The organism is Flavobacterium sp. HBTb2-11-1, assembly GCF_009826975.1.
Taxonomy (GTDB): Bacteria; Bacteroidota; Bacteroidia; order Flavobacteriales; family Flavobacteriaceae; genus Flavobacterium.
Genome location: NZ_WUMO01000001.1, coordinates 307,903 through 331,842, shown reverse-complemented (window position 1 = coordinate 331,842; position 23,940 = coordinate 307,903). Strand labels below are relative to the sequence as shown.

Here is a 23,940-nt window from a genome sequence, read left to right as displayed (position 1 = left end):
TCTCGCAGATTTTGCAGATCTAGCCGATTCTCTTTTTAAAATTCAAAATCTGCCGAATCTGCAAAATCTGCTGGAACAAAAAAAATCTTTGCGTCTTAGCGCCTTTGTGGCTAAACCACTTTAGATTAAACAAATCACAAAACTTGTTTTATCTTCATCCGTTTGATAGCTTAGATAACCTCCATGTGCTTCTATAATATTTTTAGAAAGCGTTAATCCAATTCCCGCCCCATCTTTTCTAGTCGTAAAAAACGGAAGAAAAACTTTATCTCGAATCTCAGCATCAACCCCTTTTCCATTATCGGCAATCACAATAAAAAAGCGATTGTTTTCAGTATAGCTGGAAATTAGCAGTTTCTTTTCTGTTTTTTCTTTTAATGCATGAATACTATTGGTAATCAAATTGATAATCACTTGTTCCATTTGATTTTTATCAATCATAATAGAACGTGAACTGTGTATTTCATTTATCAATTCGATTCCTTCGTCTTTCAAGATGGGACTCATAATTCGTAAACAATCTTCAAATAAAGCATTAATTGGCGTCATTTGCTTGTTTGGCGTTGGCAGCATTGCCAGCTTACGATAATTCTCCACGAAAAACTGCAAATGATCACTTCTATTGATAATGGTTGAAATACTGCTTTTGATGTCTTCAAAATCATCTTCTTCTAATTCTTCCTGATCTACAATATGAAGCAAATTCTGCGAAAGCGCACGAATCGGCGTTAAAGAATTCATTAATTCATGCGAAATAATCTTCATTAAATTAATCCATGCTTCTTTTTCTTTTTTCTCGATCACTCGCTGAATGCTATCTAGCAAAATGATAAAATACTCTTTATTATACGTTTGAGTATGCGAAGTCTGAAGCATAAAAGTCTGAAGGTCTTGATCTTCAATTTTGATAGAAATAGCAGTCTTAAGTTCTGTAAAACCAACCTTTTCAATCTCACTGCACAAACTCGGAATATAGTTTTTAAGATATTGCCAATGGCTTACTTTTGGCACTTTGAAGAGATTTGAAAAACAGTCATTCATTATAAAAACAGACCAAGAATCGTTTTCTTTCTCTAAAATTAAGGCTGCAGTATCTATACTGTTCAAAATCGAACGGTAGATTAATTCTTTGGAAGTCTGTTCTTGTCTCTGTGTCTTTAATGTATCATACAATTGGTAGAGACTGTTGAAATTATCTCTTTTATGCTCTTCCGGAAAATGGGCAGAAAAGTCATCATGCAAAATTGAGTGTATGGTTTTATCATAAAACAGCAACTGATTTTTGACGAAAAAATACATTTCGAAAAGGAAAATCAAAACGAAAACTCCAGCCAAAATACCATTGAATCGAAATCCTTTATAAAACAATAAAGCACTGCAAAGAAAGAGTGCCATGACAAACACTACTCTTACGAACAACGCGTTATAAAATTTCCAGTTTTTCATTTAGTTTTTTTGTTTGCCACTCCCGATAGCTATCGGGATAAAAAGATTAAAGTTTTTTTTTATCTGCTAAATTTGCAAAATCTGCGTGAAACTAAAATTTAAGATAAAGTAAAAATCTTGACTCTTGCTTCTTTTTCTCTAATTCTTCAAATCGTATTTTTCTATTCTTCTGTATAATGCAGCGCGCGACAAACCAAGTTCTTCAGCCGTTTTACTGATGTTCCCGTTGTGTTTGAACAATGCTTTTTCAATGGCGCCTTTTTCCATTTCCGATAATGGATTTTCATCATTTTCTTGAATTTCCTCAAAATCCAAAATATCTAAATCCATTACCGAAATGGTATTGTTTTCAGCCAAAATCAAAGCGCGTTCGATTTTGTTTTCCATTTCGCGGACATTTCCTTTCCACGGATATTTTTCCAGATATGGTGCCGCATTTTCCTCAAAATGCCAGTTTTCCTGATTGTATTTTTCAGCAATCTGTTCCAGAATAAAGTTTGCCATTGGTACAATGTCATCTTTTCTTTCGCGAAGAGACGGAAGATTTATTTCCATTGTATTTATTCTGTACAATAAATCTTCACGGAACGTTTTATTCTTTACCTCAGTTTTTATATCACTGTTTGTAGCTGCGATTACACGAACATTCAACGGTCTTGGCTTGCTTTCGCCTAAACGTGTTACGGTTTTAGTTTGCAAAACATGAAGCAGTTTAGCTTGAAGATGCAGCGGAATATTCCCGATTTCGTCTAAAAAAATAGTTCCGTTTGAAGCATTCTCGAAACGGCCTGGAGTATCGATTTTAGCATCTGTAAAAGCACCTTTTGCGTAACCGAAAAGTTCGCTTTCAAACAAATTATCACTTAACGAACCCAAATCTACATGCACAAAAGGCTGGTTTCTTCTTTCAGAATGCTGATGAATATATTCTGCAAAAACATACTTTCCTGTTCCGTTTTCGCCCAAAATCAAAACGTTTGCATCTGTTCGGGCTACTTTTTCAGCAATAGAATACGCTTGCTTTATTTTTACCGAAGTTCCGACAAAGTATTTCTTTTCAGTTTTTTCTACCTTTTCAGCTGTTTTTTTACTGTTTTTTCTGCTTTCAGTAACCGCTTTATCAATAACTTCTAGCAGTTTTTCGTTGTTCCAAGGTTTTAGAACATAGTCAAAAGCGCCAATTTTAATGCCTTCTACAGCAGTTTCTATTTTGCCAAAAGCGGTCATTAAAATCACAATAGTTTGTGGAGAAAGCTCTTTAATTTCTTTCAGCCAATGAATTCCTTCGCGCCCGTCTTCAAAACCAATTCGGTAATTCATATCCAGCAAAACCACATTTATGTCATTTTCGCTTAAAATTGAAATGATTTTTTTGGGACTATTGGTTGTAAAGGTTTCGAAATGCTTTTTAAGAATCATTTTTGCAGAAAAAAGAATTTCTTCCTGATCATCGACAACTAATATTTGGGCTAGTTTTTTTCTCATGTGGTCTTTTTTCTGTCCGCTTACGAACGGTCAACTGTTCATTATCGGACACTGCTTTTTTGAAGCGCTTTTTAAAGTTTCTTTAAAATCAACACTTTACAAATAATAAATTTTATGGCACAGTATTTACCTATTGATTATCAGTAAAATATTTAAAAAATGGACACGATAATTCCTCGTAAAAATAAAAAATTTAGATATCTCGCAATAGCAATTGCTGTTTTTTTAGTTTTGCTTACCATCTCGGTTTTCGCTTTTAACACCAAAAGAACTTTAAATGTAAAAGCAGACGAATTGGTAATTCAAAAAGCGGAAAAAGCTTTTTTTGAAGATTTTGTCGTTTTTCAGGCAAAAGTAGAACCTTTGAATGTGATGCTGGTAAACGTTACCGAAGGCGGTTCTGTAAAAGAGATTTTTGTAGAAAATGGCGCAATGGTCACCAAAGGGCAATCTCTGGCTCGTTTGTATAATCCGAACACAGAATTGAATTATCTGACTCAGGAAACTGCTATTATTGAACAAATCAACAATTTGAATACGGGGAAATTAAACATCCGAAATCAGGAATTAAACTTAAATAAAGATTTAGTTTTAATTGAACATGATTACAACGATGCCAAAAGATTGTACGACATGAATGCAAAGCTGTACGAGAAGGATGTAATTTCTAAAAATGACTGGAACACCTTTAAAGAAAGCCTTCGTTTTCAAGAAGAACGCAAAAAAACAATTCAGCAGAGCATTCAAAAAGAAAAACAAAGCAATCAGGTTCAGATTTCTCAAATAAACCGTTCGATCCAGACTATGGAAAAGAGTTTGGATATTCTTAGAAATAACAAAAAGAACTTTTTGATTACAGCGCCAGAAACGGGTCGACTGACTTCTTTTGAACCTGTTTTAGGAAAAACTTTTCAGGCAGGCGCAAGCATCGGAAAAATAGACTCTAATAAAGGATACAAATTGACTGCAGAAGTTGACGAATTTTATTTGGAAAAACTTAGAGAAGGATTAAAAGGACAAGTAGAATTTAAAGGCAAAAATCTTGAAGTTATCGTAACTAAAGTGATTCCCGAAGTTAAAGGCGGAAGGTTTACCGTAGAATTGGCTTTTGCATCGAAAGAAAATATTGTGCTTCAGGACGGACTTAGCTTTGGCGTAAAATTGATTTTATCTGAAAAGAACAAAACTTTAGTTATTCCGAGAGGCGCTTTTAATCAGGAAGCAGCCGGAAAATGGATTTTTGTAGTAACCGGAAACAAAGCAGTAAGAAGAAATATCAAATTAGGACGCGAAAATCCTTCTTCTTATGAAGTTTTAGAAGGCTTAAAAGAGGGCGAATCTGTAGTTACTTCTTCTTATACCGATTATAAAGATATTGAAGAGCTTTCTCTTGAGTCGCAGTCACAGTAGGCAGTCACAGTTTTACAATTCACAATTCACAATTATAAAGACATCAATCATCAATCAAAAAACGTATTTAATAACATTTCAAAACCTTAAAAAATTATGATCACAATTCAGAATTTAACCAAAGTTTTTAGAACAGAAGAAATAGAAACTGCTGCTTTGAGCGGTATCAATTTAGAAATAAAAAAAGGCGATTTTTTAACTATCATGGGACCTTCTGGCTGCGGAAAATCGACTTTATTAAACATAATTGGTCTTCTTGACGGCGCTAGTGGCGGAAGCTACAAATTACTAGATCAAGAAATGATCGGTCTGAAAGAAAAAGGAAGAGCACAGGTGAGAAAAGAAAACATTGGCTTCATTTTTCAAAACTTCAACCTAATCGATGAGCTTTCTGTTTACGATAATATCGAACTGCCTTTGCTTTATAACAATGTAAAAGCTTCTGAAAGAAAACAGAAAATTGAAGCTATTGCTGAGAAACTTAATATCTCTCATCGTTTGAAGCATTTCCCGCAACAGCTTTCTGGAGGTCAGCAGCAGAGAGTGGCCGTTGCAAGAGCTTTGGTAAATGATCCGAAAATTATTTTGGCCGATGAGCCGACCGGAAACTTAGACAGTAAAAACGGTAATGAGGTAATGGAACTTTTAACCGATCTACATGCTAAAGGCGCTACTATTTTGATGGTTACCCACTCTGATTATGATGCTTCTTTTTCGCAGAGAACCATTCATATGAAAGACGGAGTTATATTTTCTGAGAAATTAAATCAACGAAATGTTGATGTTTTTATGGACGCTAAATAACAAAACGATGATTAAAATTATTGTTACTGCACTCGTAGTTCTGGTAGAATTAGTGTGCAAAATATTTACCATGATTTAAGACCGAAAGGTTTCAAAAAAACTGCCATATCAACTATAAAAAATATACATCAAAATGATTTTTAACTGGTTTAAAATATTTATATATCATTTAAAACAAAGCAAACTGTTTTCGTTTTTAAATGTTTTTGGATTAAGTATTGGGATTGCTGCTGTAATTTTCGCCATTCTGTACTGGAATAACGAGCACTCTTACGATCAATGGAATCCAGAAAAAGAAAACTCTTATTTGGTTCTTAACAAAATTGGCTCGGGAGACATCTGGGCTTCCAATTCGATTCCTTTTGCAGAAACTTCAAAAGCCAGCATACCAGAAATTGAGGAAATATGCATAATGAACAACTGGTATGACGAAGAAATTATCAAATATAAAGATCAAAAACTGTTGGCTAAAAACATCATGGTTTCTGATGAAAATTTCTTTGACTTTTTCCCTTTCGAAATTGTAAAAGGCGCTAAAAAGAATATTCTCAAAGAAAAAAACAGTGTAGCCGTTTCTACTGGACAAGCCGAATTGCTTTTTAAGAATGAAGATCCTATTGGAAAATCTATTTCATACAACAATAACATTTATACGGTTAAGTCGGTTTATCGCTTGATCAAACCTTCATCTATTGAGCCAACTTACGTTTTTAGCGGTGTAAAAAGAGAAGGAGATTTGAACAGCTGGGGAAATTTTAATTATGGCTTAATGGTCAAAATTAAAGATGGAGTTGATCCTGCTCTTGTTTTAAAGAAAATGCAGAATGTAGTTTATGTAAACAGAACGGTAAAAGATGCCAAAGAAAGCGGGCAAACTGTTGAACAATATATTAAAGAAAATGGCGAGGTTAAAGTGATTTTAGATCAGCTAAAAACATCTCGTTTGCATGGAACAAAAAGTTCTGGAGGAAAAAATTTCCCTGAGGGTTATGGCAATTTAAAATTGCTTTACATTATGTTAGGTTTATCTGTTTTGATTTTAGTTCTTTCATTGGTAAACTATATCAATTTAGCAACAGCATCGGCAATAAAACGTGCCAAAGAAGTGGGAGTACGCAAGATTGTGGGTGCTTCTAAAAACCAGATTATTGCTCAGTTTATTTTTGAAACCGCTATAATCGTAACATTGGCCATTTTATTTGCTTTGGCTATTGTAGAAATATCATTGCCTTATTACAACAACTTCCTAAATAAAACACTGACTATAAATGGCAGTGAATTCTACCTGCAGCTTATTTTAATATTTGGATTAGTAATCATTTTTGCGGGTATTTTCCCTGCCATTTATATTTCAAACTTTGAGACTCTAAAAGTTTTGAAAGGGAATTTTTCTAGAAGCAAAAGCGGTATCTGGATTCGAAATTCAATGCTTATTTTTCAATTTGGCATTGCGGCATTCTTTATTATTGGTGCATTAATTGTCAATTCTCAGGTTAATTATATGATGGCTAAAGATTTAGGCTTCAGCGGAGATCAGGTAATTTCTATTCCATTTAACAATCTTGATAGATCTAAACGAACAGATCAATATTTAACCACCAAACAAGAAATCAAAAAAATACCTGGCGTTTTAGATGTTTCTGTTTTTGCAGGATCTTTTGGAGGAAGCACCAATTCTAGTTCTGGCTTTAAGCACAACGGCATTTTTGTACAGCCAAGAAATGTGGAAATGGATTTTGGTTTCCTTGACATGATGAAAATCAAGATTGTAAAAGGGCGTGATTTATCTCCTCAATATGCTTCAGATACTATAAGCAGCATGCTTATGAATGAAACCTTAGTAAAGACCCTAAATATTAAAGATCCTATAAATACTATTATAACATCTGGATGGGGAAATGATAAAGGCAATTTAAAATTTAAAATTGTAGGAGTTGTTAAAGATTTTAATATCACTGGCCTTCAGGACAAAGTCCCTCCAATGGTATTCATAAACTTAAAAACTTTAAAATGGAACAATTTTAATCATGTCCTTGTAAAAGTTTCTCCAAATAATTTAACAGAAACGTTAGAAAAATTGAAATCATATTGGGAGAAGAATGTCAATCCAGACTATCCATTTGATTACGAATTTGTTAACAAAGGATTTGCGAAGACTTACGCGGAGCAAGTAAAGCAGAAAAATCTGTTTTTCATCCTAAATTTGGTCGTAATTGTAATTGCTATATTTGGATTGTTTGCTTTGGCATCATTTTCGATGGAGAGAAGATTGAAAGAAATTGCCATTCGAAAAACATTAGGAGCCGAAACAGATATACTCTTAAAAGAATTATCGAAACAATATATTGTTTTCTGTTTAATAGGATTTGGAATAGGAATTGTTCCTGCTTATATATTATTACAGAAATGGCTTGAAGATTTCGCTTTTAGAATTGGAATTTCGACAGTGCCTTTTGCAATTGCCTTGATTTCTCTTTTGATTTTGACTTTAGTAATTGTTTTGACAAAAGCGTTTCAGGTAACCAAAATAGATGTCTTAAAATATTTAAAATACGAATAAGCTTGTAGACCATTTTTTTTAAGAAGCCCGACAGATTTCAGTAAAATCCGTCGGGCTTTTATGTTTAATCCCTCATGGTTACAGCATCATTATAAATCAGCTTGTCTAAACTTTGATCGCGATCGTAAACATCCGGAAAAAAATTAACTTCTCCATTGTCCTGAACCCAGCAGGTAAAATAACCAATGTAAACCGGTATTTTACGTTTTAGCATACAGGTTGTTTCTTTTTCTCCGCTCATAGCGCTTTCAATTTTGTCGACCGGCCAGTCTGGATCGTCTTTTAGAATATGCAGTGCGAGCTGTTTGGCTTCTTTAACATTTATACAGCCATGGCTAAAAGTGCGTTTTTCAAATTCGAACAAACTTTTTGCAGGCGTGTCATGCATGTAAATATCGTTCGGATTGGGGAACATAAATTTTACTAATCCAAGAGAATTCTTTGGTCCTGGTTTTTGTCGCACTTTCCCTCCATTCCATTCCATATTATGTTCCGCCAAATAATTTTTATCGTTTGCAATCTGAAGTTTTAATTCATTTTGAATAATACTCGTAGGCACGTACCAATACGGACTAAAAACGATTCGATCCATATTGCCGCTAAAAATCACCGTCTCACTTAATCTATTACCAACAAAAATATCAGAAACCAGATCATACTTTCCGTCCTTAACATAGAACAGTCTGAATGATGGAATATTCACCATAACATACTCTTCAGCTTTGGCCAATTTGGTCGGAATCCATCGGCATCTTTCCATATTCAGCATAATGGTTCTGATTCTTTTGCTAATAGGCTCATTCATCTGATTGATAATATCTCTCGTTAGGGCATAATTTATTTTTAGATTGTATCTCTTTTTATAATTTAAAACTCCCGCCATCAATTCTTCATCATAAATATCACTTCCAGAATCTTGTTTTAAATCTCCTACTACAAATAAGCGATTTCTAATTTGTTTTATGGCAATAGCGGTATCATCTGGCCTTAAATTCTTAAAAGTGGCACTATCAATCGTAATTTTCTGCCATAGATTATCGGTTTCTATTTTACGGTATTTTTTTAGCGCATCTTTCAATCTGTAGTATTGGCTAAATAAAAGATTATCATCTTTGTCCAATCGATCGGAATCTACCATTAATGAATCTAGAATGTGAGTATACGAAATAGATTTTGCAGGCAGATACCAGCCTATTTTTTTCAACGTAGCAGGATCAACTCCAGAATACACATTGCTGGCATAAAATACATACATACTGGTCAGCAGTAATTCGGTATCAAGCTGCGATGGCTTATTGGAAGAACTTTCATTAAAAGCTTCATCAATTTCTTCTTTATAGGGCATTTTATTTTCAATTCCCTGATCTTTCAGAACATTTACTTTCTGATATAATAATGAGCCAAATTCCGTTATACTTTTATCATCATACCAAATAGATTTATAATCTTTGGCTTTGTAAATACCCTCAACATCTTTCTGATATTTTTTCAGTTTAGGATATTTTTTAAAAAAGGCATTAATCGAAGCTGCGTCGAGAGTAATGACAGAAACAGCTCTTGGATTTGTTAAATCAGCCTTGCTTTTGGCATTGGAAAATGAATTGAATGAAAATGCAAAAAAACTGACTGTAACAATAATTAAAGAAAAAGTAAAATTTCGCATATTTTTAAAGTTTTAAATTGGTAGAAACAACTTTAAAAAAAATACCGAAAACCCAATAAACTAATCAAAAACCTTAGTTTTCACATATTTTTTTCATATCTGATAATCATCGATTTGGGCTATCAAATATAACGAAGTTTTGTGAGAATTTTATTTAATTGGAAGAAAAACTTATATAAAAATATTCATTTAAATCGAAAAAGTTTTCCTCAAATGCTTCAAATCAGTTTTATCATTTTTTATAAAAATTACTTTTGAATAATTTTGAATAATCTCAATATCAATAATTACAATTCAAAAACACTTAATTTCCGAACTTAATCTGTTATCTTTGCACCCTGAAATCAGTTTAAATAAATATAATCTTATAGATTGATTTTGGAGAATAAAAAAATAGCCCATTACAATGAAACTAGATAGAAAAGAAATTCTAAAAGCTTTAGAGACCATCACTATTGCTGGAGAAGGAAAAAATATGGTTGAAAGCGGTGCCGTAACCAATGTAATTACATTTGGAGACGAAGCTGTTGTAGACCTTGTATTGCATACACCTGCTATGCACATCAAAAAAAGAGCTGAAGATGATATTAGAAAAACAATTCATGATTTAATATCTCCTGATGCAAAAGTAAAAGTAAACATTAAAGTAGAGGCTCCAGAGAAACCGGAAATTAAAGGCCGTGCTATCCCTGGAATCAAAAATATTATTGCAGTGGCTTCTGGAAAAGGAGGAGTAGGAAAATCTACCGTAACTGCAAATTTGGCTGTTACGCTTGCAAAAATGGGTTTTAAAGTTGGTGTTTTGGATGCCGATATCTACGGACCATCAATGCCAATTATGTTTGACGTTGAGAATGAAAAACCAATTTCTGTAACAGTTGACGGAAAGTCTAAAATGAAACCAATTGAAAGCTACGAAATCAAAATGCTTTCTATCGGATTTTTTACTGCGCCAAGCCAAGCCGTAATCTGGAGAGGGCCAATGGCTGCAAAGGCATTAAACCAAATGATTTTTGATGCAGATTGGGGAGAGTTAGATTTCATGCTTCTTGATTTGCCTCCTGGAACTGGAGATATCCACCTTTCTATCATGCAATCGCTTCCAATTACTGGAGCTGTTGTAGTAAGTACTCCGCAAGCGGTGGCACTTGCAGATGCTAAAAAAGGGGTGGCGATGTTTATGCAAGACAATATCAATGTTCCTGTTTTAGGAATTATTGAAAACATGGCATATTTTACACCAGAAGAATTGCCAGAAAACAAATACTACATTTTTGGACAAGAAGGCGCTAAAAACCTTGCTGAAGATTTAGGGGTTCCATTTTTAGGAGAAGTTCCAATTGTACAATCTATTCGTGAAGCAGGAGATTACGGTCGTCCAGCAGCATTGCAAACAGCATCTCCAATAGAAAAAGTTTTTGAAGGAATTACTAGAAATGTTGTGCAAGAAACAGTAAACAGAAACGAAAGTTTGCCTGCAACAGAAGCAATCAAAATTACAACAATGGCAGGCTGTTCGGCAGTTAAAAAATAATTAGATAATTGAGATAATGTGATAATTAGAAAATTCTTTAAAATTATAATTATCACATTATCTAATTGACACATTAGTATTATGACAACAGAAGAAATAACAAGCAATGTTTTATTGGCCTTAGATGAGATAAGACCATTCTTAAAATCTGACGGTGGAGATATTTCATTAATCTCTATCGAAGATGACAAACATGTAAAAGTTCGTTTGGAAGGAGCTTGCATTAGCTGCAGCGTTAATCAAATGACACTGAAAGCAGGTGTTGAAACTACTATAAAAAAATATGCTCCGCAGATCGAAACTGTGGTAAATGTAATGTAACAAAAGTATTGTCTTTTTTGAGAATTGAACCCTTAAAGTTTAACAAGAATAATAAGTGATTTATTATTTGATTAATAAAATGATAATATATCACTAAAAAAGAGACATTTTTTGCCACATTCATAAAAAACAACGCAAAGATTTAAGAGTTTCAGTTAAGGAATTGTTACATTTTTAACTTAAATTTGTCAACATTAACCCTTTAAATCTTAAACTATGAGAAACTTTTACGCTCTTTTTTTATTATTTTTTATAAGCGCAGTAAATGCACAACAGGGCCAAACACTTTTTGCTGATAAAGCTTGGGTAAATGAATCTGAAGAATGGTCAGATTTCCAATATTCGGGACAAATTATTTTTTCTACGAATGGAAAGACTGAAGAAGGCGCTTTAAGAATTGGCAATTATGATTTCTTATATGATCTTTGTGGGGGAAAAGCAAAATTTACAAATAAAGCAACCTATAGTTCTGCTGATTTTTCGCATCCGCGAAAAATTAGTGCGCAAACAGACAAACAAGGAATTTTGAACTCTACTTATGAAGGAGCCCTAATTTTCCAGTCTGACAAGGATTATTATTCAGTTATCTCTTTAGTGACAATATTGGAAAAAGGAGGTAATATTATTGGTGTAAAAATGCGCCTTAAAGACGGTAATCAAAAGGAATATGCTTTTAGCTTAAAAGAGAAAAGTTAAAATTAATAAAGAATTTGGACACGTTTTCAAGTTCTCCAGTAAAATTCCAATAACAAAAATGGATGTATTAATAAAGATTAAAGATCGAGAAGGAGTTGTGCATGAGCTACAAGCTCCAACCGATATGGCAATGAATATAATGGAGTTATGCAAAGCATACGAACTTCCTGTTGAAGGAACCTGCGGAGGAATGGCCATGTGCGCTTCTTGCCAGTGTTATGTTCTAAATGACGTTGCATTACCAGAAATGGGTGACGATGAAGAAGCCATGCTTTCAGAAGCATTTTATGTGAAGTCTAATAGCCGTTTAGGCTGTCAGATTCCAATTACTGAAGATTTAGAGGGATTGGAGTTAGAATTGGCACCGGAATACTAAAAAAACAAATTTACAATACTATAAATTCCAAATTCCAAAAGCATCTTCTGCTTGGAATTTGGATTTTTTTTTAATTGGAATTTAAAAAACCGCTTGGATCAAAAGGCTCAAATTCTCTTTCAGAAAAAGCTTCTGTTAAGATTCCAGAGGAACAAAGCCAAGAAATTGTTTCTTCAAGTGTATTTCCTGCTTTATAAATCATTTCGCTATATCTAGGCAGAATATAATACTGATTATTTAAAAGAATAATTTCGTCTCCATCAAAAGTATCTCCAATTCTGATTGATTTTAAAACTTCTTCTTTTGTCAAAATCTCTTTTCCTTCATCCCAAAACCAATATTCTGTTATGCGGTTTTTCCATTCTTCCAAAGTTAAAATAATCGTTTCCGGAAGATAAATTCGTACGTAAGTGCCTCCAAGAATTCCGCTTCCATAAGTCTGAACATATTCTTTATAGTCTTCATCAAAAGTTATGTTGAGTGTCTTTTCGCAAGCCAATATATCTTCTTCATCAGCGGTAAAAAGATCTGTTTTATTGGTGTTATAATTGGGAATTATTTTGTAGTTATCGAAATTCATAAAGTTTAAATTTTTAATGGCTAAGTTACTATTTATTGAAAATATTTCTCACAAAAAAACCGTAACTACATTACTGTAATTACGGCTTTTTCTCTTTATAACAATTTTATTTAATCTCTCGGCTTATACCAAACCTGCTTTAATTAAATATTCAGCGATTTGGATAGTGTTTGTTGCAGCTCCTTTTCTTAAGTTATCAGCAACAATCCACATGTTTAATGTATTTGGCTGGCTTTCGTCACGACGGATTCTTCCAACAAATACTTCATTTTTACCTTCAGCGTATAATGGCATTGGATAAGTAAAAGTATCTAAATTATCCTGAACCACTACTCCATCAGTATGGTGCAAAATTTCACGAACTTCATTTACATCAAAATCATTTGTAAACTCAACATTTACTGCTTCACTGTGTCCTCCAACAACCGGCACACGAACTGCAGTAGCTGTAACTCTGATCGTATTATCGCCTAAGATTTTTTGAGTTTCGCGAACTAATTTCATTTCTTCTTTAGTATACCCGTTTTCTTCAAAACTATCGCAATGTGGAATTGCATTTCTATGGATTGGATATTTGTAAGCCATCTCGCCTTGAACTCCAGCGTACTCGTTTTCTAATTGTCTAACTGCTTTTACACCAGTTCCTGTGATAGATTGGTAAGTAGAAACAATAATTCTTTTAATGTTGTATTTTTTGTGCAAAGGAGCCAAAGTCATTACCATTTGAATAGTAGAACAGTTTGGGTTTGCAATAATTTTATCTTCTTTTGTTAATACATCTGCATTGATTTCTGGAACTACCAATTTTTTAGTAGGATCCATTCTCCATGCAGAAGAGTTGTCGATAACAGTTGTTCCGGCAGCAGCAAATTTAGGAGCCCATTCTAATGAAGTATCTCCTCCAGCAGAGAAAACAGCGATATCCGCTTTCATATCAACAGCCGTTTGTAATCCTACTACTTTATATTTGGTTCCTTTGTATTCGATTTCTTTTCCTACTGATCTTTCTGATGCAACAGGAATTAATTGTGTAACAGGAAAATTTCTTTCTGCTAAAACTTTAAGCATTACTTCGCCTACCATTCCAGTAGCGCCTACAACTGCAATTCTCATTTTTATATTTTTAAATAATCAATTAATCTAATTTGTAACGCAAAAGTAAGTATAATAAAAGTCATGACAAGGCGATTCACAAAAAATAACAAAATGTTTAATTTATAACATTTTGTAAAAAAAACCGCCTCTTTAGAAGGCGGTTAAGTTAGACTTAGTGTAGCGGTATTATATTTTTATTTATTTTTCAATAAATCTCTAATTTCTGTAAGCAATTCTTCTTGGGTTGGTGCAGCAGGCTGATTAGGCGCTGGCTCCTCTTTCTTTTTAAGACTGTTTAGTGCTTTAATAATCAAGAACAAAACAAAAGCAACAATGATAAAGTTAATTACTGCTGAAAGAAACATACCATATTTAACTCCTCCAAAAGCGGTTAAATCTTCAATTTTTGACAAATGAGCTGCATCTAAAGCAGGTTTTAATACCAGCGGCGTAATTACATCCTCAATAAATGAGCTTACAATTTTACCAAAAGCCGCTCCAATAATTACTGCAACAGCAAGATCAACTACGTTGCCTTTCATTGCAAATGCCTTAAATTCTGAAAAAAATCCCATATCTGATTTGTTTAGTTTTTAATAATGAATATCGAAAATACGCTTTTTTATTGAAAATTCTTAAATATTATCTGAAAAATACCCTCTTAACGCGTTGCGAAATACTCGTCATGATCTCATATGGAATTGTTTTCAATGCCACAGCCATCTCTACCACAGTCGGGTTTTCGCCAAAAATAATTACCGAATCGCCTTCTTTGCAATCGATATGGCTTACATTTACCATCAGCATATCCATGCAGACGCTGCCTACAATTTTGGCTTTTTGATTTTTAATGGTTACATACCCAACTTCATTTCCCCATAATCTCGAAATTCCATCTGCGTAACCAATCGGGATTGTCGCAATTTTGGTTTCTCGGTCCGCCATAAAACGACGTCCATAACCTACGCTGTCGCCTGCTGGAATAGTTCGAATTTGAGAAATGATAGATTTTAAAGTTCCAACATTTTCTAAATATTTCTGTTCTGCAGGATCATTTGAAACGCCGTATAAACCAATTCCTAACCTCACCATGCTGTATTGCGCATCAGGAAAATTGCTAATCCCAGAAGTATTTAAGATATGTCGGATTGGACTAATATTTAATTCTGACATCAATTTTGAAGAAAGCTTTTCGAATAATGCAATCTGCTGTCTTACAAAATCAAAATGTTTTGATTCGTCACTTGTCGCCAAATGCGATAAAATACTCTGAACACGAACTGTCGAATTGCCTTTTAAAGTCGCAATCAGCTCGTCGATGGTATTATTTTCAAAACCTAAACGATGCATTCCCGTATCCACTTTGATATGAATTGGATAATCTTTTAAATTCTTTTCACGAGCAATTTTTAAAAAGGCATTCAGTCCTTTCAAGCTATAAATTTCAGGTTCTAGCTGATACTGAATCATAGATGGAAAACTCGTCGATTCTGGATTCAAAACCATAATTGGCACTTTTATGCCGCCATTTTTTAGTGATATTCCCTCATCGGCGAAAGCCACACCCAAATAATCCACTTTATGATGCTCTAAAAGTTTAGCAATTTCTAAACCGCCATTTCCGTAGCCAAATGCTTTTACCATAACCATCATTTTGACATTTGGTGCCAATTTCGATTTATAGTAATTAAAATTATGGCTGATAGCATCTAGATTTATCTCTAGAATGGTTTCATGCGTTTTTTCTTCAAGCAACGAAACGATTTCTTCAAACTCAAAAGATCTTGCTCCTTTTATTAAGATCGTTTCATTGTTAAAATTAAAATTATCGATTGCAGCAATAAAATTGCTTGTATTTTCAAACATCGTACTGTTCGGAAACTTAGCTGCAAAAGAAGATATTGTTGGCCCAATACCAATTACACGATTAATTTTATTGTCTGAAATTAACTGGGCAACTTTAGAATATAATTCTTCATTTGTAAATCCGCTCTGAAAAATATCTGATAGAATGACTGTTTTTGATGCTCCTTTTTTCTTCTGGCTTTCCAAGAAATCCAAAGCAATTTTAAGCGACTGAAAATCGGAACTGTAACTATCGTCAATAATACTGCAATTATTGATTCCATTTTTCACTTCCAAACGCATTCGAATTGGGTATAGCATCTGGATTCGACTTTGGATTGTCTCCTGATCGTAATTAAGATGCAGTAAAACCAATAAACATGAAATCGTATTCTCTATAGAAGCTGAATCGTTAAACGGAACTTCTAAATTGAAAGTTTCATTTTGATAATGATATTGAATAAAAGTATGGTCGCTTTTATATTCTCTTTTTTCGATAAAAACATCCGCTTTTTTATCTGTAAAACTCCATGAAAAAAGCTTTCGCGGATGAATCATATATTCTGCAGCAAACTGAGTCAGACATGATTCTACAACCTCTGTTTTTTGATAAATAATGATCGGACAGTCTTTAAACAAAAGTAATTTTTCATCAATCTTCTGTACTAGATTTAAAAATCCTTCATCATGTGCACTTCCAATATTGGTAAGTACTCCTATTGTAGGTTTAATGATTTTCTCCAACTTAATCATTTCGTTCACCGTCGAAATTCCAGCTTCAAAAATGCCTAAATTATGTTTTTCATTAATTCCAATTACCGAAAGCGGAACTCCAACTTGAGAGTTATAACTTTTTGGACTTCTAATAACATTATAGTCAGGACTTAATAAAAAATTAAGCCATTCTTTTACAATAGTTTTACCGTTGCTGCCCGTTAATCCTATAACCGGAAAATGAAAAAGATTTCTATAATAGACCGCAAATTCCTGAAGTGCTGCAAGAGTATTTTCGACTACTAAAAAGTTAGCTTTATCTGCGTAGCCTTTTGGAATATACTGGACAACAAAATTCCGAACATTGTTTTCTATTAAATCAGGAATAAAAGAATGAGCATCGTTATTGACACCAACCAGAGCAAAAAATAAGGTTTGCGATCCGTTTTGAAGCGAACGGCTGTCAATTGAAATATGGTCGATTAAAATAGCAGCATTTGAGCCAGTCCATTTGGCATTTAACACTGAAATCAGGCTTTTTATATTTATGCTCATTTAGAAATTTCTTTTTTTCAAATTTAAAAAAGGTTTGCCACTAATTTCCCAAATTTTCACTAATTATTCTATTTGCATCTTTCTTAAAACTATGGCCACAGATTAAAGGATTTTGTAAATGAATTACTAAAATTCGTGTAATTCGTGGCAGAAAACATTTATTGAGTATATTTGTTTTTACACCACAAATTTCCATGTTTTGAAAAAAGTACTTCCCATATTCTCCTATATATTACATCCGATTTTTATATCGCTATACGCTACTTTGTTTTACTTATTTTATAAAGACGATGTTTTTAGTGCACAGGAAAAATATTTCGTTTTAATACAGATTTTGGTCATTAATGTAATTGTCCCTGTCTTATTTTATTTACTGTTAAAATCGACTGGCCATGTAAAATCAATAATGCTGAGTCAGACTTCAGAACGAACCATTCCGCTCATTTTGCAGTGTTTTTTATATATTTTGCTCGTAAAAAGAAGTATCGTAATAACTCGTTATCCTGAGCTTCACTTCTTTTTTCTAGCTGCTTTATTCAGCACTATTTTGGCATTGGTGTGTGTGCTTTTTAAGACAAAAGCAAGTTTGCACATGGTGGCTATCTCGGGATTAACGATTTTTATTATCGGATTAAACATTCATCTTCAGCTGCATAATCCGTATTGGCCAGCTTTGCTTATTTTATTGTCAGGGATTGTGGCTTCATCACGTTTAGAAATGAATGCGCATACTTCAAGAGAAATACTAATCGGATTGTTTATTGGAATAATGCCTCAGCTTTTATTTTTATATCTGTGGTTATAAAATATAAAAAATTAGTCCCGCGTTTAAGGTTTTCATATTGATTTTTTCGCCATTCAAAGTTGTTGCTGACTTAAATAATGGACTTAAACCATAATACACATACACATTCCAAGTATTGTATCCTGCGGCAAGATATGGTCCGTATTGAAATTTATTAATATTAGGATTATTGTTGATTTTATATGTTTTTTCACCATCATCAAGAGTAGATGCACTCGAAAAAATATAACTCAGTTTTACGCCACCATAAATACGCCAGAACTTAGTGCTTTCATAAGTAGAATTACGCCATCTAAACTCAATTGGAAGATCTACAGAATATTGTCTATATCGATTGGAAACAAATTCGCCATAATCGTTAACTCCATATATTATAGATCCCGAACCGTCTTCAGAAATGGTCAGATTCTGGTAATAATTTTGATAACTCAAACCTAAACCCGCAGCAATAGCAACGGTTCTGGATTTATTAACGGGCATGTCACGCAAGAAACCTCCTGAAAGTCCAAGAGAAAATTTATTCTGTTTGAAATCGATTGGAATATCGGTAAACATATTATAGGTAACCGAAAAATAAAATTGGTCTTCTCGATATAGAGAGTCTATTTTTATAACTGGTTTTATCTCAGGCTTAACGTCTTCTTGTGCAAAAGAGTCAAAAAAAGTGAGTAAAAATAAGCAGCTAAAAATTATTCGCATATCGTGGTTTGGGTTTTTAAAGAGATAATTATAAACAAACGTTTTTACACGCCCATTTATTTCACATACAAATATAACATAATGCTCTCTGCAGTAAAGATACAAAGTAAAAATATTCTCATTTTGACTGCGAATAAAATTAATTGCTGCATTATTTTCAATAAATCCATTCGTTGAAATAAAAAATTAATCAATTTTGTTTTTATCTTTTATACCTTTGCAGAGCATGAAGAAAAAGCAGCTCATATTAAGCCTATCATTTGCTGTAACAATATTGTTCTCGATATTGTTTCAGTCGATACACAGTTATGAGCATATCGTAAAACAGCTTTCAGAAAAACAATGTCATCATAATTACAATGATCCGAGCGGAGAAATAACGCACCAGCATCATGATTATGACGTTTGTTTTGTTTGTCATTTTGCTTTTGAATCTTTTATTCTTCCGCAAAATTTCTCTTTTGAATTTCATTCATTTGATAAAGAAACGCCTTATTTCTTCCCGTTTTCAGAGAAGATTTTTTCAATCTCAAACACTTCGTATTTCTTACGAGGACCTCCTGCAGCTATAGTTTCTTAAGTTTCGATTATTCGAAAAAAAATACATTTCTTTCAATTCAAATTCAAAAAACATTGAGTTTCCTAATCCTATTTTCATCAATTAGGATCAGAATGCTTTATTGTACTTTTTTGGTTTTCATTCGAAGAAAAAATTCCATTTAACTATAGCATCATTTTCAAATGAAAAAATTTATAATTGCCCTTATTTTAGGGTTTTCGGGCGTACTTAGTGCTCAAAATTCGGTTTCAGGAACTGTAACCGACAATCAAAATCAGCCATTGCCTGGAGTTTCTGTTTATGCTCCAGAATTACATAAAGGAACAACTACAGACGCAAATGGAAAATACGAATTGAATAATCTTCCAAACGGAAGTCTTCGCATTGCTTTTACTTATGTTGGATATGCCAATCAAAACAAAACTATCGTAAAACTGCTAAAACAAAATACGCTCGATATTATTCTTGAGGAATCTATTTTAGAAATGGATGAAGTAGTGGTTTCGACTCCTTTTAACAAACTGCAATCGCAGAATGTCATGAAAATTGAGCACGAAAGCATTAAAACATTACAGCAAAAAGGAACGTCAACTTTAATTGAAGGCTTGGCTACAATTCCTGGAGTTTCTCAGATTTCAACGGGAACTTCTATAGGGAAACCTGTAATTCGCGGATTAAGCGGCAATCGTGTTTTGGTTTATTCTCAAGGCGTTCGTATCGAAAATCAGCAGTTTGGAGACGAGCATGGTTTAGGTTTAAATGATGCGGGAATTGAGAGCGTTGAAGTTATCAAAGGTCCTGCATCTTTATTATACGGTTCTGATGCTTTGGGAGGTGTTTTATATTTTAATCCTGAAAAGTTTGCTGATGCGGGCGATTTTAAAGCTAATTTCAGTCAGAAATATTTTACCAATACACAGGGAAGCAATTCTTCTATTGGATTAAAAACGTCTACAGAAAACTGGAAGTTCTTAGCTAGAGGAAGCTACAATACACATTCTGATTACAAAATTTCGGGCGGAGATCGAGTAACGAACTCTCGTTATAATGAAACAGATTTTAAAACTGGAATCGGTTACAGTAATTCAAGTTTTTCAAGTGTTTTAAGATACAACTATAACAAACTGGATATTGGAATTCCAGAAGATGGAATTGCAGAACAATCTTCAAGTAAAGACACTCAATTTCCTAGACAGGGAATTTTCAATCATTTATTGAGTTTAAACAATGTTATCTTTTTTGAAAACTCAAAACTAGATGTTGATTTAGGATACATTGCTAACGATAGAAGTGAATTTGAAGACAGCAATGAAGCATCTCTTCATATGAAATTGAATACTTTCAACTATAACGCAAAATACCATTTCCCAAAATTCGGAAAAATAGAAACAATTTTAGGAGTTCAAGGAATGCACCAAACCAATAAAAATTCTGGCGAAGAATATTTAATTCCAGATGCCACAACCAATGATTTTGGAGTTTTTGGAACTGCAAATTACGAATGGGATAATAGCGTTATTCAAGCCGGATTGCGTTTTGACAACCGAAACATTACTTCGATCGCTCACGGAACTGAAGGCGAAGAAGGTTATTTTCAAGCTTTAGACCGATCTTTTGACAGTTTTAATGCTTCTTTGGGATACAAGACCAAATTTGCTGAACCTTTAACTTTCCGTTTGAATGTTGCAACAGGATTTAGAGCTCCAAACTTAGCAGAATTAACTTCAAATGGTGTTCATGAAGGAACAAATCGCTACGAAATTGGAAATGCAAATCTAAAAACAGAACAAAACGTTCAGACCGATTTAAACTTAGAATACAAAAACTCACACTTTGAATTTTTCGTAAACGGATTTTACAATCACGTAAACAACTACATCTATACTTCGCCAACTGGAGAAGTTCTAGATGACAATGACGTTTTTGCATACGTTCAAGATAATGCTCAATTGTATGGTGGTGAAGTAGGTCTGCATTTTCACCCGCATCCGTTAGATTGGCTGCATTTTGAAACTAGTTTTGAAACCGTTACTGGTAAAAAAGAAAACAAAGATTATCTGCCTCTAATTCCTGCAAACAATTGGAATAATACTTTGAGAACTGAATTTAACATCAAAAACTGGCTAAGCGAAGGTTTTGCTTCGTTAAATGTTTCTTCAACTTTTAGCCAAGATAATGTAAGTGGTTTCGAAACGGCTTCTAAAGGGTATACTTTGGTAAATTTAGGTTTTGGCGGAACTGTCAAACTAGGAAAAACGGCTTTCGATATTACCCTAAACGGAAACAATTTATTTGATAAAAAATATATTGCGCACCTTTCTAGATTAAAAACAGATGGTATTCCAAACATTGGAAGAAATATCGTTTTGGGCGTAAATTTCAATTTATAAGATTTGTTTAACCGCAAAGAACGCAAGGAAAAACGGAGAGAGCGCAAAAGCTTTTATAAACTCTGCGAACTTTGCGAAAAACTCTTTGTGTTCTTTGCGGTTAATAACACAACAATCTCACAGAAAGTGCTATTTTTGTTACAACAGATAAAAACTAACTATGAAAAAAACATTCTTATTAATGGCAATTACAACCGCTGGAATTTCGTTTGGACAAGGCAAAATGCAATATCCGCAAACTAAAAAAGGAGAAACTGTTGATGTTTATTTTGACACCAAAGTAAGCGATCCGTACCGTTGGTTAGAAGATGATAAATCTGCCGAAACCGGTGCTTGGGTAAAAGCTCAAAATGAAGTTACTTATGCTTATTTAGATAAAATTCCGTTTCGTGAAGAACTTAAAAAACGAATGGAAAAACTTTGGAACTACGAAAAAATTGGAGCTCCATTCAAAGAAGGAAAATTTACTTATTACTCTAAAAACAACGGACTTCAAAATCAATCTGTTGTTTATAGAAAAGATGAAAGCGGAAAAGAAGAGATTTTCTTAGATCCGAATACTTTCTCTAAAGATGGAACCACTTCTCTTGGCGGACTTGATTTTTCTCAAGATGGAAGCAAAGCTGCTTATGCAATCTCTGAAGGAGGAAGCGACTGGAGAAAAGTTATCATCATTGATGCACTTTCTAAGAAAGTTTTAGAAGATACTTTGGTTGATATAAAATTCAGCGGTATCTCTTGGCACGGAAATGAAGGTTTTTACTATTCTAGTTATGACAAACCAAAAGGAAGTGAATTATCTGCTAAAACAGATCAGCACAAATTATATTTCCACAAACTAGGAACTTCTCAAAAAGACGACAAAGTAATTTTTGGAGCTGACAAAAAAAGAAGATATGTTGGCGGATATGTTACTGAAGATAATCGTTATTTAGTGATTACAGCTGCCAATTCTACGTACGGAAATGAATTGTACATTAAAGACTTAACTAAGGCCAACAGTCCAATCGTTACAATCGTTGACAACTTTGATAGTGACAGTGGTATCATTGACAACCAAGGAAGCAAATTGTTTATTGAAACAGATTTTAATGCTCCTAACAAACGTGTTGTAACGGTAGATGCTGCAAATCCAAAACCTGAAAACTGGAAAGATTTTATTAAAGAAACCAAAGATATTCTATCTCCATCAACTGGTGCTGGATATTTCTTTGCAAACTATACTAAAGATGCTGTTTCATTTGTACAGCAATATGATTACAATGGAAAACTAGTTCGTGAAATCAAACTTCCAGCTGTCGGAACTGCAGGTGGTTTTAGCGGAAAAAAGAACGAAAAGATTTTGTATTACAGCTTTACGAATTACACTACACCTGGAAGTATTTACTCTTTTGAACCAAAATCTGGCAAGTCTGAAATCTACCAAAAACCAAAAGTAGATTTCAAAAGCGAAGATTATGAGTCAAAACAAGTTTTCTATACTTCAAAAGACGGGACAAAAGTTCCGATGATTATTACATATAAAAAAGGAACAAAATTAGACGGTAAAAACCCAACAATCCTTTACGGTTATGGTGGATTCAATATTAGTTTGACGCCAAGTTTCAGTATTGCTAATGCGGTTTGGATGGAAAACGGCGGAGTTTATGCAGTTGCCAACTTAAGAGGTGGCGGTGAATACGGAAAAAAATGGCACGATGCGGGTACAAAACTTCAAAAGCAAAATGTATTTGATGATTTTATCGCTGCCGCAGAGTATTTAATTGCACAAAAATATACTTCTTCTGATTATTTAGCTATTCGCGGAGGATCTAACGGAGGTTTATTAGTAGGTGCCACAATGACTCAGCGTCCCGATTTAATGAAAGTAGCATTGCCAGCAGTTGGAGTTATGGACATGCTTCGTTATAATGCGTTTACAGCAGGTGCAGGATGGGCTTTTGATTACGGAACTGCTCAAGACAGCAAAGAAATGTTCGAATATTTAAAAGGATATTCCCCAGTTCACAACGTAAAACAAGGAACACATTATCCTGCGACTATGGTAACTACAGGAGATCATGACGATCGCGTGGTTCCAGCTCACAGTTTTAAATTTGCATCTGAATTGCAGGAAAAACAGATAGGAGAAAATCCGGTTTTAATTAGAATTGATGTAAAAGCAGGACACGGCGCTGGAAAATCTGTTGCGGCTACGATTCAAGAGAATGTAGATATCCAAGCTTTCACACTTTACAATATGGGTTTTAAAGCTTTGCCTTCGAAATAAGACTTTAAACTAAAAATTTATAGCCACGAATTCACGAATTTCTTTGTGAGTTTGTGGCTTTACTTTTTTGTTTCACGCAGATTAAAAATGATTTAAGCGGATGTACACAGATTTTTATTAATTAAATCACCTTA

Annotated in this window: 19 protein-coding genes; 11 read left to right on the top strand and 8 right to left on the bottom strand. The window is 33.7% G+C overall.

From position 1 onward, the window contains the following. Nucleotides 1-120 precede the first annotated feature (120 nt). Together GR162_RS01515 and GR162_RS01510 are read right to left on the bottom strand one after the other, a co-directional pair. The gene (locus GR162_RS01515; protein WP_119789032.1) at nt 121-1,446 is read right to left on the bottom strand and encodes a PAS domain-containing sensor histidine kinase; all 1,326 of its coding nucleotides are present in this window, start codon (nt 1,444-1,446) and stop codon (nt 121-123) included. A gap of 138 nt (nt 1,447-1,584) precedes the next feature. Continuing rightward, nucleotides 1,585-2,931: a sigma-54 dependent transcriptional regulator gene (locus tag GR162_RS01510; protein WP_160780729.1), complete on the bottom strand. Its 1,347-nt coding sequence runs from the start codon at nt 2,929-2,931 to the stop codon at nt 1,585-1,587. A gap of 159 nt (nt 2,932-3,090) precedes the next feature. Here GR162_RS01510 and GR162_RS01505 point away from each other — a divergent pair, with 159 nt between their 5' ends. The 3 genes from GR162_RS01505 (at nt 3,091) to GR162_RS01495 (ending at nt 7,705) form a co-directional block, all read left to right on the top strand. After that, nucleotides 3,091-4,341, top strand: a complete 1,251-nt coding sequence (locus tag GR162_RS01505) for an efflux RND transporter periplasmic adaptor subunit (protein WP_160780728.1) — start codon at nt 3,091-3,093, stop codon at nt 4,339-4,341. Nucleotides 4,342-4,437: 96 nt separating this feature from the next. Further along, nucleotides 4,438-5,145 (top strand): ABC transporter ATP-binding protein, encoded by a 708-nt coding sequence (locus GR162_RS01500; RefSeq protein ID WP_008466269.1) that lies wholly within the window; start codon nt 4,438-4,440, stop codon nt 5,143-5,145. Nucleotides 5,146-5,278: 133 nt separating this feature from the next. Then, nucleotides 5,279-7,705, top strand: a complete 2,427-nt coding sequence (locus GR162_RS01495) for an ABC transporter permease (RefSeq protein ID WP_160780727.1) — start codon at nt 5,279-5,281, stop codon at nt 7,703-7,705. 64 nt (nt 7,706-7,769) lie between these two features. Here the strand turns inward: GR162_RS01495 and GR162_RS01490 are convergent, their stop codons facing one another. After that, nucleotides 7,770-9,368, bottom strand: coding sequence for a murein L,D-transpeptidase (locus tag GR162_RS01490; RefSeq protein WP_160780726.1), 1,599 nt, complete (start codon nt 9,366-9,368; stop codon nt 7,770-7,772). 406 nt (nt 9,369-9,774) lie between these two features. Between GR162_RS01490 and GR162_RS01485 the strand changes: the two genes are divergently transcribed. The 4 genes from GR162_RS01485 (at nt 9,775) to GR162_RS01470 (ending at nt 12,295) form a co-directional block, all read left to right on the top strand. Then, nucleotides 9,775-10,902, top strand: a complete 1,128-nt coding sequence (locus tag GR162_RS01485; RefSeq protein WP_111425962.1) for an Mrp/NBP35 family ATP-binding protein — start codon at nt 9,775-9,777, stop codon at nt 10,900-10,902. Between the two features lie 81 nt (nt 10,903-10,983). Next, nucleotides 10,984-11,223, top strand: a complete 240-nt coding sequence (locus GR162_RS01480; RefSeq protein WP_008466263.1) for a NifU family protein — start codon at nt 10,984-10,986, stop codon at nt 11,221-11,223. A gap of 216 nt (nt 11,224-11,439) precedes the next feature. Then, nucleotides 11,440-11,919 carry a hypothetical protein gene (locus tag GR162_RS01475; RefSeq protein WP_160780725.1) on the top strand — a complete coding sequence of 160 codons (480 nt, stop codon included), beginning with the start codon at nt 11,440-11,442 and terminating at the stop codon, nt 11,917-11,919. A 58-nt stretch (nt 11,920-11,977) separates the two neighbouring features. Further along, the gene (locus tag GR162_RS01470) at nt 11,978-12,295 is read left to right on the top strand and encodes a 2Fe-2S iron-sulfur cluster-binding protein (protein ID WP_008466258.1); all 318 of its coding nucleotides are present in this window, start codon (nt 11,978-11,980) and stop codon (nt 12,293-12,295) included. Between the two features lie 70 nt (nt 12,296-12,365). Here GR162_RS01470 and GR162_RS01465 read toward each other — a convergent pair whose 3' ends face one another. From GR162_RS01465 to GR162_RS01450, 4 genes are all read right to left on the bottom strand, one after another. Next, nucleotides 12,366-12,875 (bottom strand): SMI1/KNR4 family protein, encoded by a 510-nt coding sequence (locus GR162_RS01465; protein WP_160780724.1) that lies wholly within the window; start codon nt 12,873-12,875, stop codon nt 12,366-12,368. A 123-nt stretch (nt 12,876-12,998) separates the two neighbouring features. Further along, nucleotides 12,999-13,988 (bottom strand): aspartate-semialdehyde dehydrogenase, encoded by a 990-nt coding sequence (locus GR162_RS01460; RefSeq protein ID WP_160780723.1) that lies wholly within the window; start codon nt 13,986-13,988, stop codon nt 12,999-13,001. A gap of 176 nt (nt 13,989-14,164) precedes the next feature. Next, complete coding sequence (gene mscL, locus GR162_RS01455; protein ID WP_008466253.1) at nt 14,165-14,545, bottom strand: large conductance mechanosensitive channel protein MscL; 381 nt, start codon at nt 14,543-14,545, stop codon at nt 14,165-14,167. A 67-nt stretch (nt 14,546-14,612) separates the two neighbouring features. Then, a complete protein-coding gene (locus tag GR162_RS01450; protein ID WP_160780722.1) occupies nt 14,613-17,084 on the bottom strand; it encodes a bifunctional UDP-N-acetylmuramoyl-tripeptide:D-alanyl-D-alanine ligase/alanine racemase in 2,472 nt (823 codons plus the stop codon). A 199-nt stretch (nt 17,085-17,283) separates the two neighbouring features. Between GR162_RS01450 and GR162_RS01445 the strand changes: the two genes are divergently transcribed. After that, nucleotides 17,284-17,889, top strand: a complete 606-nt coding sequence (locus GR162_RS01445) for a hypothetical protein (protein ID WP_160780721.1) — start codon at nt 17,284-17,286, stop codon at nt 17,887-17,889. On the opposite strand, the gene GR162_RS01440 is transcribed toward GR162_RS01445, so the two are convergent. After that, on the bottom strand, nt 17,884-18,588 hold the full coding sequence (locus GR162_RS01440) for a porin family protein (RefSeq protein ID WP_160780720.1): 705 nt from the start codon (nt 18,586-18,588) through the stop codon (nt 17,884-17,886). The genes GR162_RS01445 and GR162_RS01440 overlap by 6 nt on opposite strands. Nucleotides 18,589-18,814: 226 nt before the next feature. Here GR162_RS01440 and GR162_RS01435 point away from each other — a divergent pair, with 226 nt between their 5' ends. From GR162_RS01435 to GR162_RS01425, 3 genes are all read left to right on the top strand, one after another. After that, the gene (locus tag GR162_RS01435; RefSeq protein ID WP_202393886.1) at nt 18,815-19,168 is read left to right on the top strand and encodes a hypothetical protein; all 354 of its coding nucleotides are present in this window, start codon (nt 18,815-18,817) and stop codon (nt 19,166-19,168) included. Nucleotides 19,169-19,329: 161 nt separating this feature from the next. Continuing rightward, a complete protein-coding gene (locus GR162_RS01430) occupies nt 19,330-21,537 on the top strand; it encodes a TonB-dependent receptor (protein ID WP_160780719.1) in 2,208 nt (735 codons plus the stop codon). A 160-nt stretch (nt 21,538-21,697) separates the two neighbouring features. After that, entirely contained in the window at nt 21,698-23,806 is a 2,109-nt protein-coding gene (locus GR162_RS01425; RefSeq protein WP_160780718.1) for a prolyl oligopeptidase family protein, read from the top strand. Nucleotides 23,807-23,940 lie beyond the last annotated feature (134 nt).